The sequence below is a fragment of the Bradyrhizobium sp. 14AA genome, from assembly GCF_054185205.1.
In genome coordinates this window covers 207760-222517 of sequence record NZ_JAVAYM010000008.1, presented here as the reverse complement: position 1 = coordinate 222517, position 14758 = coordinate 207760, and the positions used below count along the sequence as shown (strand labels likewise).

Sequence of the window (14758 nt, the reverse complement as noted above, 5' to 3'; positions counted from 1 at the left end):
TCGGCGCAAGATTCGACGTGCTAGCAATGCGGCACGGCGGGTTGGACCCCACCCACATCAGTCCAAAGGCATGATGCCGCCCCTCCGTACCGGTGAAAGCCCGGTATGTCCCCTCGTGAAAATGTAACGCGTACATAAAGGGACATTCGCAATGTCAAGCCTGCTTACGAACTCGACCGCCATGACCGCGCTCCAGACCCTGCGGTCTGTCAGCTCGCAACTCGCCACCACCCAGACCCGCATCTCCACCGGCCAGCGCGTCTCGACCGCTTCGGACAACGCTGCCTACTGGTCGATCGCAACCTCGATGCGCTCCGACAATGCCGCGCTCTCCGCGGTCTCCGACTCGCTCGGTCTGTCGGCCGCGACCGTCGACACCGAATACACCGCTCTGAACACGGTCATCGGCGACAAGGACTCCGGCCTGACCAAGCTCCAGGCGCTGCTGGTCGAAGCCAAGACCGCCGGTATCGACCGCTCCAAGATCCAGGCAGACGTCACCCAGATCCAGGCGCAGCTGAAGTCGACGGCCCAATCGGCCACGATCAACGGCATCAACTGGCTGAGCATCGACGTCACGCCCTCGTCGTCCACGGCCACGCCGACGAGCTTCAACCTCGTGTCGTCGTACTCGCGTGTCGGCAGTACGCCCACCATCGGCTCCATCACCGTGACGACCGCCACCTACGCGCTCTACACCACCGGCGGCTCATCCACCGTCGGCATCCTGGACACGGTGGTCGGCGGCTCCACCGGCGCGTCGGTCGCCTCGATCGCCATCGGCACGCTGACCGACTCGGCGGCTGACCAGACCAAGCTCGATGGCTACATCGCGCAGGTGACCGCCGCGATCGGCTCGGTGGCCTCGGCCGCCGCCAATCTCGGTGCCGTCAAGAACCGCATCGCGACCAACACGGAATTCGTCAAGTCCTTGATGGACTCCGTGGATCGCGGTGTCGGTCAGCTCGTCGACGCCGACATGAACCAGGAGTCCACCCGCCTTGCGGCCCTCCAGGTCCAGCAGCAGCTCGGCGTGCAGGCGCTCTCGATCGCCAACAACAGCAGCCAGAGCATCCTGTCGCTGTTCCGCTAAGCTTCAAACACCATCAGCAAAGGGCCGCGCTTCTCGCGAAGCGCGGCCCTTTCGTTTGGGCGCGACGCAGCGCGCACGCCTAATTTTGGCTGCTCTGTTGCGGCTGGGCCACAGAGCCACAAGCCCCGCACAAGCTTCGTCCGCTAATCTCGCCGTTACGACAGGTTGGGCATTAACCCGCTTTCCGCGGCCCAAAGGCATGACGCCGCCCTGTCGTACCGGTGCAAGTCCGGTATGTCCCCAAACATCATTCAATCGTCAAAGGGACATCAAAAATGGGTTCTAGCCTCCTCACCAACTCCGCAGCAATGACCGCGCTGCAGACCCTTCGGAACGTCAGCACCAGCTTGCAGACGACCGAAAACCGGATCTCGACCGGCCAGCGCGTCTCGACCGCCGCGGATAACTCGGCCTATTGGTCGATCGCGACCTCGATGCGCTCCGACAACGCCGCGCTCTCCGCGGTCTCCGACTCGCTCGGTCTGTCGGCTGCGATGGTCGACACCGAATACACCGCTCTGAACACGGTCATCGGCGACAAGGACTCCGGCCTGACCAAGCTCCAGGCGCTGCTGGTCGAAGCCAAGACCGCCGGTATCGATCGCACCAAGATCCAGTCCGAAGTCACTCAGATCCAGCAGGATATGAAGCTCAAGGCCAGCTCGGCCACGATCAACGGCATCAACTGGCTGAGCATCGACGTGACGCCCTCGTCGTCCACGGCCACGCCGACGAGCTTCAACCTCGTGTCGTCGTACTCGCGTGTCGGCGGTACGCCCACCATCGGCTCCATCACCGTGACGACCGCCACCTACGCGCTCTACACCACCGGCGGCTCATCCACCGTCGGCATCCTGGATACCGTGGTCGGCGGCTCCACCGGCGCGTCGGTCGCCTCGATCGCCATCGGCGCGCTGACCGACTCGGCGGCTGACCAGACCAAGCTCGACGGCTACATCAACCAGGTCACCGCTGCCATCAACTCGGTCGCCTCGGCCGCCGCCAATCTCGGTGCCGTGAAGAACCGCATCGCGACCAACACGGAATTCGTCAAGAACCTGATGGACTCCGTGGATCGCGGTATCGGCCAGCTCGTCGACGCCGACATGAATGCGGAATCGACCCGCCTGCAGGCGCTCCAGACCCAGCAGCAGCTCGGCGTTCAGGCGCTCTCGATCGCCAACCAGAACAGCCAGAGCATCCTGTCGCTGTTCCGCGGCTAAGCGGCGCTTTCGAAAACGACCGTGCTCCCTCAGGGAGCACGGTCCCCGCCGTGAACGGCGGATGTAACGGCACATGACGTGCCCGCAATCGACCTCCCGACGCCACACTTCAAGTCGCACGCCGCAGCCCATCGCGCTGCCACGCGCCAGAATGTCCGCTCGTTGCTGCCGAGCAGATCGCGTCATCCGAGATTCTTGTAAAATTGCAACGCCTCGCCCGCGAACCGACACATTCGCGTCCTTGCGCAACCTTCAGACAAGGTTGGCAGCGGAGTGTCCTCTACGTTCGCATTGGTACGAGGTCATATGCTGTTCAGTCGTGCGCAGATACAGCAACTGCTCAACAATCTGCTGGAGCTTGGGCCGCGACGCCTGATGGCCTTGGGCCTGATCGGCTTTGCCGTCCTCGTCACCGTCGTCGGCGGCGCGTACTATCTGAGCCGGCCTGAATTCGAGACGCTCTATACCGGCCTTTCCCGCGAAGACGTGACGCGCATGGGCGCCGCGCTGCGCGAGCAGAACATCGCCTTCGACGTCAATACCGCCGGCGACGCCGTCTCGGTGCGCCCGAGCCAGACCATGCAGGCACGCATGCTGCTGGCGGAGAAGGGCCTGCCGACCAGCGCCAATTCCGGCTACGAGCTGTTCGACAAGATCGGTTCGCTCGGCCTGACCTCGTTCATGCAGGAAGTCACCAAACTGCGCGCACTCGAGGGCGAGATCGCGCGCACGGTTCAGTTGATGAAAGGCGTGAAGGCGGCGCGGGTGCATATCGTGCTGCCGGTGCGCGGCTCGTTCCGCGCCACGCAGCAGGCGCCTTCGGCCTCGGTCGTGCTGCGCACCGACGGCGCGATCGAGGCGCGCACGGCGCAGTCGATCCGTCATCTCGTCGCCGCCGCCATCCCGGGCATGAGCAAGGACAAGGTGACGGTGCTGGATGCCGACGGTTCGATGCTGCTCGCCGAAGAGGATGAGGCGACCGCGGCGCCGACCAAGATGGCGAGCCTCCAGAAGACCGTCGGCGGCATGGTGCAGGAGAACATCCGCAAGGCGCTGACGCCGTATCTGGGCCTCGACAATTTCGAGGTCAGCGTCGCGCCGCAGCTCTCCACCGACAAGCGGCAGGTCAACGAGACCGTCTACGATCCGGAAAGTCGTGCGGAACGCTCCGTGCGGAACGTGCGCGAGAAGGAATCATCGCAGAACGCGGACCGTTCGCAGCCGACCACCGTGCAGCAGAATCTGCCGGACCAGCAGGTCAATGCCGCCGGCTCCAAGAATTCCAGCGAGGACAAGTCCCGCCGCGAGGACGTCACCAATTTCGAGGTGTCCTCCAAGACCACGACGACGGTGAGCGACGGCTATTCGGTCAAGAAGCTCTTCATAGCCGTGCTGGTCAACCGCGCGCGGCTCGTCGCCGATCTCGGCGACAAGAGCAACCAGGCCATCGTCGACAGCAAGCTCGCCGAGATCAGCGCGCTCGCGGCGACGGCCGGCGGGCTGGACAAGCAGCGCGGCGACCAGATCCAGGTCACCGCCGTGGACTTCATCGAAGGCTCGCGCGAGCTGGCGCCGGTGCCGCCGATCAGCTTCGTCGAGATGATCAACAAGCAGCTCGGCAGCGTCATCAACGCGGTGACGATCCTGGCCGTTGCGTCGATGCTGGTCTGGTTCGGGCTTCGGCCGGCAGTCAACGGCATCCTGATGCACCGCGCGGCGCAGGAGCAGACCGAGGCGGCGGAGGCCGCGGAGCTTGAAGCTGCCACCGCCCTTGCATTGGCCGAGAGCCAGGACCCCGAGCTCAACCTCGTCGAAGACCTCGAGGGCAAGATGCAGCGCACGCCGCAGAAGCGGCTGGAGCAGATCGTCCGGCTCGATCAGATGCAGGCGGCAGCGATCCTTAAAGACTGGATGCGACGCGAGGAGGCGGCATGAACGCGGCAATCGGAAAACTCCTGACGCAGTTCGACGCGAACGGGCGGGCCAAGTCGGCGCCGCCTCCGCCGCCCGTGATCCACGACGTGCTGACGAGACCGAAGGAGGCCCGGCGCGAGCCGCAGCCGCAGCCTCAGGCCCGGCCACAGCCTCAGGCGCATTCGCAGCCGCAGCTCCAGCCGCCGCCTCCCGCGACGGAACCCCCGCCGGTCAATCTTCTGGACGATGCCTATCGGCGCGGCCATGCCGCCGGCGTCGCGGAAGGCGACGCCAGGGTTGCCGAGGAGCGCGTCCGCAGCGCGATCCGGCTCGGCGAGGAGCGCGCCAAGTGGTCCGACCAGCAGGCGGTCGCGATCGTCAACGGCTTCGAGGCGGCTTGCCGCGAGATCGAGACCAACATCGCAAGCTCCGTTGCGCGGATATTGCTGCCGTACCTTGCCGATGCGGTTCGCGACAAGGCGATCGGGTCGCTTGTCGAGCAGGTCGCCGCGCTGACCGGCAACTCGCCGGTGCCGGTGTTCAAGGTGACGGGGCCGAGCGAACTGCTTGATCTCGTGAAGACGCAGCTCGAGGCTTCCCGGCGAACGGGCATCGAGTACGAGGCTGCCGAGACCTTCGAGGTCCGTGTCGTGGCCGACCAGACCGTGATCGAGACGCAGATCATGGCCTGGAGCGAACGCCTGAAGGAAGCGCGCCGGTAGCCGCCATGGAAGAGGTCAAGCAGGAGCTCGTGATCGTCCGCCGGCGTAGCGCCTTCGCCGAGGAGGCGCATCACGGCGGCGTATGGAAGATCGCCTATGCGGACTTCATGACCGCGATGATGGCGTTCTTCCTGGTGATGTGGCTGCTCAATGCGCTCAACCAGGACCAGAAGCAGGTGGTCGCGAGCTATTTCAACCCGATCAAGCTCGCCGAGAACGCACCGGCGCCGAAAGGTCTGAAGGATCTCACCAAGAAGGAGCCGACCACGTTCGACGGCCAGGAGGGCCGGCGTCAGCCGGGTGGGCCGAGCGAGGAACGTCGCGGTGACTCACCGACGGCCGAGAAGCCGCCGTTCTACGAGGAGAAGGTCCTGTTCCGCGATCCCTATGCGACGCTTGCCGAGATCGCCAACAACGCGAACGAGGCCTCGGGCCAGCGCCGCGCCGGTTCGCTGACCTCCGCGGAAGAGGATGGCCTCAAGGGCGGCGACGCCTACCGCGATCCATTCGACCCGGGCTATTGGAAGCTGGCGCCGCAGGCCTCCAAGGATGCCGATCGCATCATCGAGAGCGAGCCCAAACCGAACGCGTCCGCGCGCGACAACGCGACCGGGACGGGCCAGGGCGACCCGCAGCCGCGCCGTGCCAAGACGGATGACGCCGGCGGAAGCGTGGCTCCGAATGCCGATGCGTCGTCGGCAAGCATGTCGCCCCTGCTGCCGCCGGGGCCAGCGCCGTCGCAGTCTTCGCGCGAAGGCAGTGCGCAGGCGAGCGCCCAGGCCAGCGCTCAGGCCAGCGCTCAGACCAATGCCGCTGCGCAGGCGCGTCCCAACGACACGACGAAGGACTCCGAACCGCGCGATGCGGCGCAAACGCAGCAGCCGACGGTCAAGCAGCTTCAGTCCGCGATCGCGGATGCGCTGTCGGACATCAAGGCCGGCGCGGGGCCGGTCGCCGAGGTGCGTCAGGTCGAGGAAGGCCTGCTGGTCAGCCTCACCGACGACGCCAGCTTCGGCATGTTCGCGGTCGGCTCGGCCGAGCCGCGGCCCGAACTGATCCGGGTGATCGACAAGATCGGCCCGCTGCTGATGAAACGCCAGGGCATGATCATCGTCCGCGGTCACACCGACAATCGGCCGTACAAGTCGGAGACCTACGACAATTGGCGGCTGTCAACGGCCCGCGCGCAGATGGCCTATTACATGCTGGTCCGCTCCGGCGTCGATGCGCAGCGGATCGAGCATGTCGAAGGCTACGCCGACCGGCGGCCCAAGCTTCCGAACGACCCCGCGGCCGCACAAAACCGCCGGATCGAGATCCTGATCCGGGAGAAGCGCCCTTGATCCGGCCGCTGCTCCGCGCCGCCGTGCTGATCCTGCTGCCGTTGACGGCCGCAGACGCATTGGCCGGGCCCGCCCCGGCACCGACGTCGGGCGAGCCATATGAGCTCGTGCGCGCGTTGCAGGCGGTGCAGGACGGCATCGCTAGCGGCGACACCGCGGCGCATGGCAGCCATATCGCGCTGATCCGGCAGATCGGCGAGAAATTTCTCGATGCCGATCCGAGCGTATGGAGCAACGCGCAGAACGGTCAGGCCGTCGTCATCTACCTGCTCAGCGGCGGCGGGCCGCAGCTCGTCCGCAAGCTGCCGCGCGACAAGCTCAACGTCGACGAGCGGTTGCTCAATGGTGCGCTGGCCTATGTCGAGGGCCGTCAGGAGGAAGCGCGCGAGCTGCTCAAGGATGTCAAGCCGCGTACGCTTCCGTCGGGGCTGGGCGGGCAGGTAGCGCTGGTGCAGGGCGCGCTGTTCGCGCGCGCCGAGGCATCGCTTGCGATCGAGCGCCTCGACGATGCCCGCCTGCTCCTGCCCGGCACGCTGGTGGAGGAGGCGGCGCTGCGGCGCGAGATCCTGCTGGTCGGGCAAGCCGAGGAGTTCGACAAGTTCGAATTCCTGACGCTGGCCTATATCCGCCATTACCGCAACTCGATCTATTCCGGCGATTTCTGGCAGCGCTTCTCCACGGGCCTGACGCAGTCGAGCCTCGCGCTCGACGAGCGCCGCTTTGCGCGGATCAGCACCTTGCTGGAGCAGATCGATCGCGCGAGCCGCCTCAAGCTCTATCTCGTGATTGCGCGCGCCGCGATGGTGCGTGGACGGATGGCCGTGACCCGGCTTGCCGGCGAGCGGGCGCTGACGCTCAGCGCCGATGCCTCGGCGGACCGCGAGCGTGCGCATTTCTTCCGCGGCGCCTCGCGGGCGCTCACCGACGAATATGACGGCGGTCTTGCCGAGCTGAAGGCACTCGACCGCTCGAAGCTGCCCGAGCGCGATCTTCCGCTCCTGGGTGCAACGGTGCAGCTCGCGCTCGACGTCCGCAAACCCTTCGCGGGCGGATCCGCCGCCGCAGCCGACAAGCCACCAGTAACGCCGGCGCGTCTCGATCTCGCGTCATCAAACGCGAGCCTCGTGCGCGCGCGGAAACAGCTCGGCGAACTCGAACTCCTCACCAGGGATCGCCGCCCATGACCAAGCTCACTGGAACCTCCGGACAGGTCTTTTCGGGGCTCGCCGAAAGTCTCAACATGCGCGGAGCGTCGCGTTCGGCGAAGGGCGCAGCAACGAAATCGCAGACGGATTCCTCGTTCAACGATCTGCTCCACACCGTTTCGAATCTCGCCAAGCGGGCATTGAACGACGAGAGCAGCGACACGGCCGTAAAAGCCGGAACGTTGCGAACGCGCCTGGCGCACGCGGCCGGGCAGGGCGACTCGAAGGACGACATGGTGCACGAACGCACCGACGCGGCTGACGAAGCCGGGTCCAGTCACAAATCCTCCGACCAGAAGACGGAAAAGTCGTCGGACACGCAAAGTGCGGTCGACCACGCCGGGCAGGCGGATGTCTCGGTTCGACCGGCTATTTTCGCGATCGCCGGACAGGAGCTCGCTGCCGTGCCCGCCGTGAAGCCGCAGGTGCACTCGCCGGCCGGCGAGAGGGGCGCGCCGGCGAGCGACGCGCGCTCTTCCACGGCGAAGCGTGAGGTCCAGGCCACCGGCACAGCGAAGGACGGCCTTCCCGAATTCGCGCCGTCCACGGCTGCTTCGACCGGCGCGCGCTCGCAGGCGACGGCAGTCGCGCAGCCGGGCGGCGATGAGTCCTCCAAGGCAATGCCCGCGACATCAGGCTTCGAGGCCGTCACGGCCAATGTCGAACGCGCTGTCAAAGCCTCTGCGCGCGACACACTGCCCGAAGCGACCAAGGTCACCGTGGTTCAGCAGGAGACTCATCTGCCCCCGGCGCAGTTCAACGCTCCGCAACAGGTCGCCAACGCAGTCGTCGCCGAGCTGAAGGAATCCGCAGGCCCAACGGCGTCCGCGGCCCCCGATCTCGCAGCGTCCCAGACCAACGCGCCGGATCAGCCGCTCAAGATCCTGACCATCAATCTGGAGCCGCCGGCGCTCGGCAACGTCACTGTGCGCCTCCGTCTCGTCGGCACGGAGGTCTCCGTCCATCTTGCCGCGGAGCGCAAGGACACGAGCCAGATGCTCGACCAGCAGCGCGACTCGATCCGGGATCTCATGCAGTCGGCGGGCTACGTCGCCGATGTCGCGCCCGTCCAGCATGGCTCGCTGGACGGCTTCCAGAGCGGCTCCGGCCAGTCGCAGCCGCAGCTCTCGGGCCAGCAACAGCAATCTTCGCAGTCGCAAGGCACATTCGACGGCACCGGCACGTCGTCGGGCCAATCGGACGGCGACGCGAAGCAAGCCCGGCAGGAGAGACAGCCGAACCAGGAGACGCGTCATGACCAGGACGTGGGCCCGCAGACTCGTCGCGGCCCTGTTTATCTGTAACGCGGGCGCGGCGGCGGCGGCGACCGACAGCGCGCGCCCCTGCGAGCGCGAGATGGCGCGTGCGTCCCAACAGCACGGGATTCCGCTCGGCATCCTCTATGCGGTCGGCCTGACCGAGACCGGGCGGCGCGGCGCGCTCTATCCCTATGCGCTCGGTGCCGACGGGCAGACCGTGTTCGCCAAGGACATGGATGACGCGATGGCGAATTTCGAGGCGATGCGAGCCAAGGGCATCAAGCTGATCGACCTCGGCTGCATGCAGATCAACCACTATTACCACGGCGACAAGTTCGCATCCGTGCGGGCGATGTTCGATCCCGCCAAGAACGTGGAATATGCCGCGCGCTTCCTCAAGGAGCTGAAGCAGCGGGAGGGGAGCTGGACCATGGCAGTCGCTCGCTACAATGCGGGCCCCAACAACCAGCCGGCGCAGAAGCGCTATGTCTGTCACATCGTCGCTCATCTCGTCTCGAGCGGCTTCGGCGCGTGGACCGACAAGGCGCGCTCGTTCTGTCAGCCGAAAACGACCTGACAACATGAAGTTGTGCATGGTTCCCTACCATCAGCCCCGCGCAAGCAAGAACCCCCATTGTAGCTGCAACCTACCAAAGGAGCCCAATTCATGAGCCTGTATGGTGTTATGCGCACCGGCGTGTCCGGCATGTCTGCGCAGTCCAACAAGCTGTCGACGGTCTCGGACAACATCGCGAACGTCAACACGACCGGCTACAAGCGGGCTTCCACTGAATTCTCCTCGCTGATCCTGAAGAGCGGTTCGGGCAACTACGATTCCGGCGCCGTCGAGACGACGGTTCGCTACGCCATCAGTGACGCGGGACATACGCAGTTCACCACGTCGACCACCGACCTCGCCGTGCAGGGCAACGGCTTCTTCGTGGTCTCGAACGCCACCAACACGCAGCAATATCTGACGCGCGCCGGCTCGTTCGTACCGGACGCCCAGGGCAATCTGGTCAACGCGGCCGGCTACTACCTTCTGGGCCAGCCCGGTAAAGTGACCAATTTCTCGCAGAACAGCCTGTCCGGCATGCAGATCGTCAACATCGCCCAGGTTTCGCAGGTGCCGGTGCCGTCGACGGCGGGGACGCTCACGACCGGCAATCTGGATCCGACCGCGGCCGTGATCGCCGGTCCACCCGGCCCGGCGTCATATTCGTCGAAGAGCTCGATCGTGGCCTACAACAATATCGGCCAGGCCGTTACGATCGACGTCTACATGTCCCACACGGCGACGGCCGCCGGCTCTGACACCTGGCAGGTTCAGGCCTATAACTCCGCGACCGGTGCCTCGCTCGCCGCCGCCACCACCTTCACCTTCGATACGACCGCGACCGGCAAAGGCACGCTGGCCGCGGCGAGCCCGACCGGTATGACCTTCACCGTTCCCGGCGGTGCGGCGATGACCCTGGACTTGTCGAACATGACGCAGGTCGGAACCGATTTCAGCTTCAAGGCGACCGTCAACGGTAGCGTTCCCTCGGCCATCGACAAGGTCGACGTCGACGAGAACGGATACGTTACAGCCGTGCTCAAGAACGGACAGCAACTGACGCTCTACACGATCATGCTTGCCGACGTCGCGAGCCCGGACAATCTGACGCCGGAGCCGGGCAACGTCTATTCGACCAACATGAATTCCGGCAACGCGCAGGCCGGGAATGCCGGCACCGGCGGGCTTGGTACGGTTCAGAGCGGCGCGCTGGAAGATTCCAACGTCGATCTCGCCGACGAGCTCACCGGGATGATCGAGGCCCAGCGCGGCTTCACCGCGAACTCGAAATCGTTCCAGACGGGCGCCGACCTGCTCGACGTCGTCGTCAACCTGAAGCGCTGAATTCTTCAGCGCCCCTTCCGGGCAAGAGCAGATCATGTCCCTCACCGCCGCTCTCGACTCCGCTCGCGCTTCGCTCATGGCGTCGGGCATCCAGTCCTCGACGATCTCACGCAACATCGCCGGCGCCAGCGCCGCCGGCTATTCGCGCAAGATCGCCGTGCTGGACAATCTGCCCGGGGCCGGCGTCTATGTGGCGGCGATCCAGCGCGCCGCCAGCTCAGGTCTCTACGACAACGTCTTGGTCGCGACCTCGTCGTCGGCCAAGCAGGGCGCGATCTATGACGGTCTCCAGAAGATTTCGGCGACCACGGTGGATGATCCGGAGCTCGACCAGTCGCCGACGGCGCAGCTCAATGCGCTGAAGAAGGCGCTGCAGCAATATGCCAACGCCCCTGACAACACCACGCTGGCCCAGGCCGCGGTGACGTCCGCCAAGGACATGGCGACGTCGCTCAATCAGGCGACCAATACCGTGCAGGCGGTCCGTGAGGGCGCGGACGCCGACATGGCGACCTCGGTCGCCAACATCAACCAGCTCCTTACCCAGTTCGACAAGGTCAACAACGCGATCGTGAGGGGCACGATTGCCGGTGACGACGTCACCGACTACCTCGACCAGCGCGACAGCATCGTTTCGAAACTGTCGGGGGAGGTTGGCGTATCGATGTCGATCCGCACCAACGGCGACGCTGCGCTTTACACCGACAGCGGCGTTGTGCTGTTCGACAAGACGGCGCGAACGGTCAGCTTCGCGGCGACTAACATCTATACGCCCGGCACCACGGGCAATGCGGTCTATATCGACGGCGTCCCGGTGACCGGCGCCAATTCGGTGATGCCGCTGAAGTCGGGCAAGCTCGCAGGCCTCGCTCAGCTGCGCGACCAGGACACCGTCACCTATCAGAGCCAGCTCGACGAAATCGCGCGAGGCCTGATCAATACGTTCAAGGAAAGCGACCAGTCAGCCGTGCCGACGCTGGCCGACAGGGCGGGTCTGTTCACCTATCCCGGTGCTCCGGCGATACCCGCGAGCGCGACCGTGTCGGTCGGCCTCGCCGGCACGATCAGCGTTGCTGCATCGGTCGATCCGGCCCAGGGCGGCAATCCCAATCTGCTGCGCGACGGTGCGATCAGCGGCAACCCCGCCTTCAACTACAACACCGCGGGCAATGGCGGTTTCTCGGCCCGGCTGCAGCAGCTCATCGGCGGCATGGATGCATCGCAACCGTTCGACGCGACCACGCAAGGCAAGCCGAGTGGCAGCCTGATCGACTTCGCGTCATCGTCGACGAGCTGGATCGAAAACCAGCGCAAGACCGCGGACTCCAACGTCACCTACCAGAAGACGCTGCTCGACCGCAGCACGGCGGCGCTGTCCAATGTCAGTGGCGTCAACATGGACGACGAGATGTCCTTGATGCTTCAGGTCGAGCGCACCTATTCGGCCTCGTCGAAGATCATCTCGACCGTCGACGAAATGTTGCAGAGCCTGCTGGCCGCCGTGGGGAATTAAGCCATGATGAGCGCGAACTACATCTCGACCTTGATGCTGTCTTCGTCGTTGAGGACTTCGATCACGAACAACCAGGCCGCGCTGAGCAAGGCGTCGAAGGAGGCGACCACCGGTCGTTTCGCCGATGTCGGCCTCGAGCTCGGTGCCACGACGGGAAGCGACCTCACCCTGCGGGCGGACTGGAGCTTCGCCGATCAGCTCGTCGATACCAACGAGCTCGTCGCGGGACGCCTCGACGTGACACAAACCCGGATCACCCAGCTCGGCACGACCGCAAGTGACTTCCTCAAGGACCTGATCGCGGCCCGCAGTACCGACAACGGCGGGCGGATCGTCCTGCCGCCTGCGTCCGCCAACCTCCAGGATCTGATCGGCGCGCTGAACGTCTCCTATAACGGCTCGTATCTGTTCTCGGGCGTCAACACGCAAAACCAGCCGATTACGGCCTATGCCACGGGCTCGGCCAGCAAGAACCAGGTCGATTTCGATTTCAATGCGGCCTTCGGCTTCCCGCAATCCTCGGCCAGCGTGAGCGGCATAACCCCGGCCCAAATGCAGACGTTCCTCAACACCACCTTCGATGCCGAGTTCGCGAGCCCGGCCTGGAACACCAACTGGTCATCGGCCACTGACCCGGTCATGCAAAGCCGTATCTCCACGACCGAGGTCGCCGATACGTCCGTCAGTGCCAACCAGATCGGCTTCCGAAAGCTTGCCGAGGCCTACACCATGATGGCGGATCTCGGGAACGCGAAACTGAGCCAGGAGACGTTCCAAGTCGTCGTGGACAAGGCCATCGGCCTCGTTGGTGGCGCGATCACCGATCTCGCTACGCTCGGCGGCGGCGTCGGCACGGTCCAGCAGCGGATCACCTCCGCAACCGACAAGCTCAAGGCGCAGCAGGACATCCTGAACAATCAGATCGTCGGTATCGAGAAGGTCGATCCGGCGGAAGCCTCGGTCCGGGTCAACACCCTGCAGACCCAGATCCAGACGGCGCTGGCGCTGACGTCACAACTCCAGAAGATCAGCCTGATCAATTATCTCTGAGCCAAAGGCTCCTTCGTAAGGCTCGCAACGTTGCCCTGTTATTCGATTTACTGCGCAGAGTGGTCCTGATGACGTTTGAAGCCTATGAAGCGGTCGTCGACGAGAGTGGCTATGAGGCGAGGGGCCGCGAGCGGCAGGCGCTCAGCCTTGGCATCGACCGGCTCGAGCGGCTCCAGAAGGGGCGCTTCAGCATCGAGGACCTGGTCGAGAGCCTGCTCTATGTGCGACGGCTGTGGACGATCTTCATCGAGGACCTCTCGCATCCGGAGAACGGACTGCCGAAGCAGCTGCGCGCGGACATCATCTCGATCGGCTTGTGGGTGATCAAGGAAGCCGACCGTCTTCGCGAGGAGAAGTCGAACGACGTGATGCAGCTCATCGAAATCAACTGCCTGATCCGAGACGCTCTTCAATGAAGGTCTCCTTGCGGGCTGGCGAGCGGATCTACATCAACGGCGCGGTGCTGCGCGTGGACCGCAAGGTCTCCGTCGAGCTCGTCAACGACGTGATGTTCCTGCTCGAAGGGCAGATCATGCAGGCGTCCGACGCCACCACGGCACTACGACAGCTCTATTTCATCGTCCAGCTCATGTTGATGAACCCGACCGATGTCCGGGATGCTGCTGCGCTCTATGGCGACCATCACGCGGCCCTGCTCGCGGTGTGCGAGAGCCGTGAGATGCTGGACGGACTGGCCGCGATCAACGAACTGGTCGGAGCGACCCGCTACTTCGAGGCGCTCAAACGGATCCGGGCGCTGTTTCCGGTCGAGCAGGCCATCCTGGCCGGCGCCACCATCGACTCCCCCTTCAAGGCTGCCTGACAGCGGAGAGATATATGAACGTCACCAGCGCGACCGACAGTACCAGCAAGTCGTCCAGCTCGACCAGTTCCACCACGACCACGTCGAGCAACAGCGTCGACTACAATACCTTTCTTCAACTCCTCGTCGCCGAGATGAAGAACCAGGATCCGACCAATCCGATGGATACCTCGCAATATATGAGCCAGTTCGCCCAGCTCTCGACGGTCGAGCAGGCGATGCAGACCAATACGAAGCTGGATGCGCTGCTGTCCTCGCAGTCGCTGTCGCAGGCAGACGGGCTGATCGGAAAAACCGTCAGCTTCACCGACTCGACCGGCGCGACCTTCAGCGGCAAGGTCAAGTCCATCTCCATCAACAGCGACGGCTCCGTCGCGACCCTCGAGAACGGCACGAAGGTCGCGGTCGGGCCCGGGCTCACGATCAGCCAGTCATGAACGAGCGGGACGCCCTCGACATCGTCCAGGCGGCGATCTGGACCATCATCGTCGCCTCGGGCCCTGCCGTCGGAGCGGCAATGCTGGTCGGCACCCTCATTGCACTGATGCAGGCCTTGACCCAGATCCAGGAGGTGACGCTGACCTTCGTCCCGAAGATCATCGTCATTCTCCTGGTCGTTGCCGTCTCCGGCTCCTTCATCGGCGCCCATCTGTCGACCTTCACCGAGCTGGTCTATTCGCGGATCGAGCGCGGCTTCTGACCCGGACGGCCAC

Annotated in this window: 15 protein-coding genes; all 15 read left to right on the top strand. The window is 64.9% G+C overall.

The window, feature by feature from the left end:
* The first annotated feature begins 151 nt into the window (after nt 1–151).
* Nucleotides 152–1093 (top strand): flagellin N-terminal helical domain-containing protein, encoded by a 942-nt coding sequence (locus RAD15_RS17240; RefSeq protein ID WP_458179333.1) that lies wholly within the window; start codon nt 152–154, stop codon nt 1091–1093.
* A 275-nt stretch (nt 1094–1368) separates the two neighbouring features.
* A complete protein-coding gene (locus RAD15_RS17235) occupies nt 1369–2316 on the top strand; it encodes a flagellin (RefSeq protein WP_458179332.1) in 948 nt (315 codons plus the stop codon).
* Nucleotides 2317–2622: 306 nt separating this feature from the next.
* Nucleotides 2623–4251, top strand: a complete 1629-nt coding sequence (gene fliF / locus RAD15_RS17230) for a flagellar basal-body MS-ring/collar protein FliF (RefSeq protein ID WP_458179331.1) — start codon at nt 2623–2625, stop codon at nt 4249–4251.
* On the top strand, nt 4248–4952 hold the full coding sequence (locus tag RAD15_RS17225) for a hypothetical protein (RefSeq protein ID WP_458179330.1): 705 nt from the start codon (nt 4248–4250) through the stop codon (nt 4950–4952). The genes fliF and RAD15_RS17225 overlap by 4 nt, the downstream gene beginning before the upstream one ends.
* Nucleotides 4953–4957: 5 nt before the next feature.
* Nucleotides 4958–6295, top strand: a complete 1338-nt coding sequence (locus RAD15_RS17220; RefSeq protein ID WP_458179329.1) for a MotB family protein — start codon at nt 4958–4960, stop codon at nt 6293–6295.
* Nucleotides 6292–7479: a chemotaxis protein gene (locus RAD15_RS17215; RefSeq protein WP_458179328.1), complete on the top strand. Its 1188-nt coding sequence runs from the start codon at nt 6292–6294 to the stop codon at nt 7477–7479. Before RAD15_RS17220 ends, RAD15_RS17215 begins: the two co-directional genes overlap by 4 nt.
* Nucleotides 7476–8804: a flagellar hook-length control protein FliK gene (locus RAD15_RS17210; RefSeq protein WP_458179327.1), complete on the top strand. Its 1329-nt coding sequence runs from the start codon at nt 7476–7478 to the stop codon at nt 8802–8804. The genes RAD15_RS17215 and RAD15_RS17210 overlap by 4 nt, the downstream gene beginning before the upstream one ends.
* On the top strand, nt 8755–9336 hold the full coding sequence (locus tag RAD15_RS17205; protein ID WP_458179326.1) for a transglycosylase SLT domain-containing protein: 582 nt from the start codon (nt 8755–8757) through the stop codon (nt 9334–9336). Before RAD15_RS17210 ends, RAD15_RS17205 begins: the two co-directional genes overlap by 50 nt.
* A 90-nt stretch (nt 9337–9426) precedes the next feature.
* The gene (locus RAD15_RS17200; RefSeq protein WP_458179325.1) at nt 9427–10659 is read left to right on the top strand and encodes a flagellar hook protein FlgE; all 1233 of its coding nucleotides are present in this window, start codon (nt 9427–9429) and stop codon (nt 10657–10659) included.
* Nucleotides 10660–10693: 34 nt separating this feature from the next.
* Entirely contained in the window at nt 10694–12172 is a 1479-nt protein-coding gene (gene flgK, locus RAD15_RS17195) for a flagellar hook-associated protein FlgK (protein WP_458179324.1), read from the top strand.
* Between the two features lie 3 nt (nt 12173–12175).
* Nucleotides 12176–13222 (top strand): flagellar hook-associated family protein, encoded by a 1047-nt coding sequence (locus RAD15_RS17190; RefSeq protein WP_458179323.1) that lies wholly within the window; start codon nt 12176–12178, stop codon nt 13220–13222.
* Nucleotides 13223–13290: 68 nt separating this feature from the next.
* Nucleotides 13291–13638: a flagellar biosynthesis regulator FlaF gene (gene flaF, locus RAD15_RS17185; protein ID WP_458179322.1), complete on the top strand. Its 348-nt coding sequence runs from the start codon at nt 13291–13293 to the stop codon at nt 13636–13638.
* Nucleotides 13635–14045: a flagellar biosynthesis repressor FlbT gene (gene flbT, locus RAD15_RS17180; RefSeq protein ID WP_458179321.1), complete on the top strand. Its 411-nt coding sequence runs from the start codon at nt 13635–13637 to the stop codon at nt 14043–14045. The genes flaF and flbT overlap by 4 nt, the downstream gene beginning before the upstream one ends.
* Before the next feature lie 14 nt (nt 14046–14059).
* A complete protein-coding gene (gene flgD, locus RAD15_RS17175; RefSeq protein WP_458179320.1) occupies nt 14060–14482 on the top strand; it encodes a flagellar hook assembly protein FlgD in 423 nt (140 codons plus the stop codon).
* The gene (fliQ, locus tag RAD15_RS17170) at nt 14479–14745 is read left to right on the top strand and encodes a flagellar biosynthesis protein FliQ (protein WP_458179319.1); all 267 of its coding nucleotides are present in this window, start codon (nt 14479–14481) and stop codon (nt 14743–14745) included. Before flgD ends, fliQ begins: the two co-directional genes overlap by 4 nt.
* Nucleotides 14746–14758: the final 13 nt, after the last annotated feature.

Excerpts from the sequence above, each read along its gene's own strand:
- flgD (WP_458179320.1), top strand. The coding sequence starts at position 14,060 with ATGAACGTCACCAGCGCGACCGACAGTACCAGCAAGTCGTCCAGCTCG.
- RAD15_RS17205 (WP_458179326.1), top strand. The coding sequence starts at position 8,755 with ATGACCAGGACGTGGGCCCGCAGACTCGTCGCGGCCCTGTTTATCTGT.
- flbT (WP_458179321.1), top strand. The coding sequence starts at position 13,635 with ATGAAGGTCTCCTTGCGGGCTGGCGAGCGGATCTACATCAACGGCGCG.
- fliF (WP_458179331.1), top strand. The coding sequence starts at position 2,623 with ATGCTGTTCAGTCGTGCGCAGATACAGCAACTGCTCAACAATCTGCTG.
- flaF (WP_458179322.1), top strand. The coding sequence starts at position 13,291 with ATGACGTTTGAAGCCTATGAAGCGGTCGTCGACGAGAGTGGCTATGAG.
- fliQ (WP_458179319.1), top strand. The coding sequence starts at position 14,479 with ATGAACGAGCGGGACGCCCTCGACATCGTCCAGGCGGCGATCTGGACC.
- RAD15_RS17235 (WP_458179332.1), top strand. The coding sequence starts at position 1,369 with ATGGGTTCTAGCCTCCTCACCAACTCCGCAGCAATGACCGCGCTGCAG.
- RAD15_RS17210 (WP_458179327.1), top strand. The coding sequence starts at position 7,476 with ATGACCAAGCTCACTGGAACCTCCGGACAGGTCTTTTCGGGGCTCGCC.
- RAD15_RS17220 (WP_458179329.1), top strand. The coding sequence starts at position 4,958 with ATGGAAGAGGTCAAGCAGGAGCTCGTGATCGTCCGCCGGCGTAGCGCC.
- RAD15_RS17200 (WP_458179325.1), top strand. The coding sequence starts at position 9,427 with ATGAGCCTGTATGGTGTTATGCGCACCGGCGTGTCCGGCATGTCTGCG.
- RAD15_RS17240 (WP_458179333.1), top strand. The coding sequence starts at position 152 with ATGTCAAGCCTGCTTACGAACTCGACCGCCATGACCGCGCTCCAGACC.
- flgK (WP_458179324.1), top strand. The coding sequence starts at position 10,694 with ATGTCCCTCACCGCCGCTCTCGACTCCGCTCGCGCTTCGCTCATGGCG.
- RAD15_RS17190 (WP_458179323.1), top strand. The coding sequence starts at position 12,176 with ATGATGAGCGCGAACTACATCTCGACCTTGATGCTGTCTTCGTCGTTG.
- RAD15_RS17225 (WP_458179330.1), top strand. The coding sequence starts at position 4,248 with ATGAACGCGGCAATCGGAAAACTCCTGACGCAGTTCGACGCGAACGGG.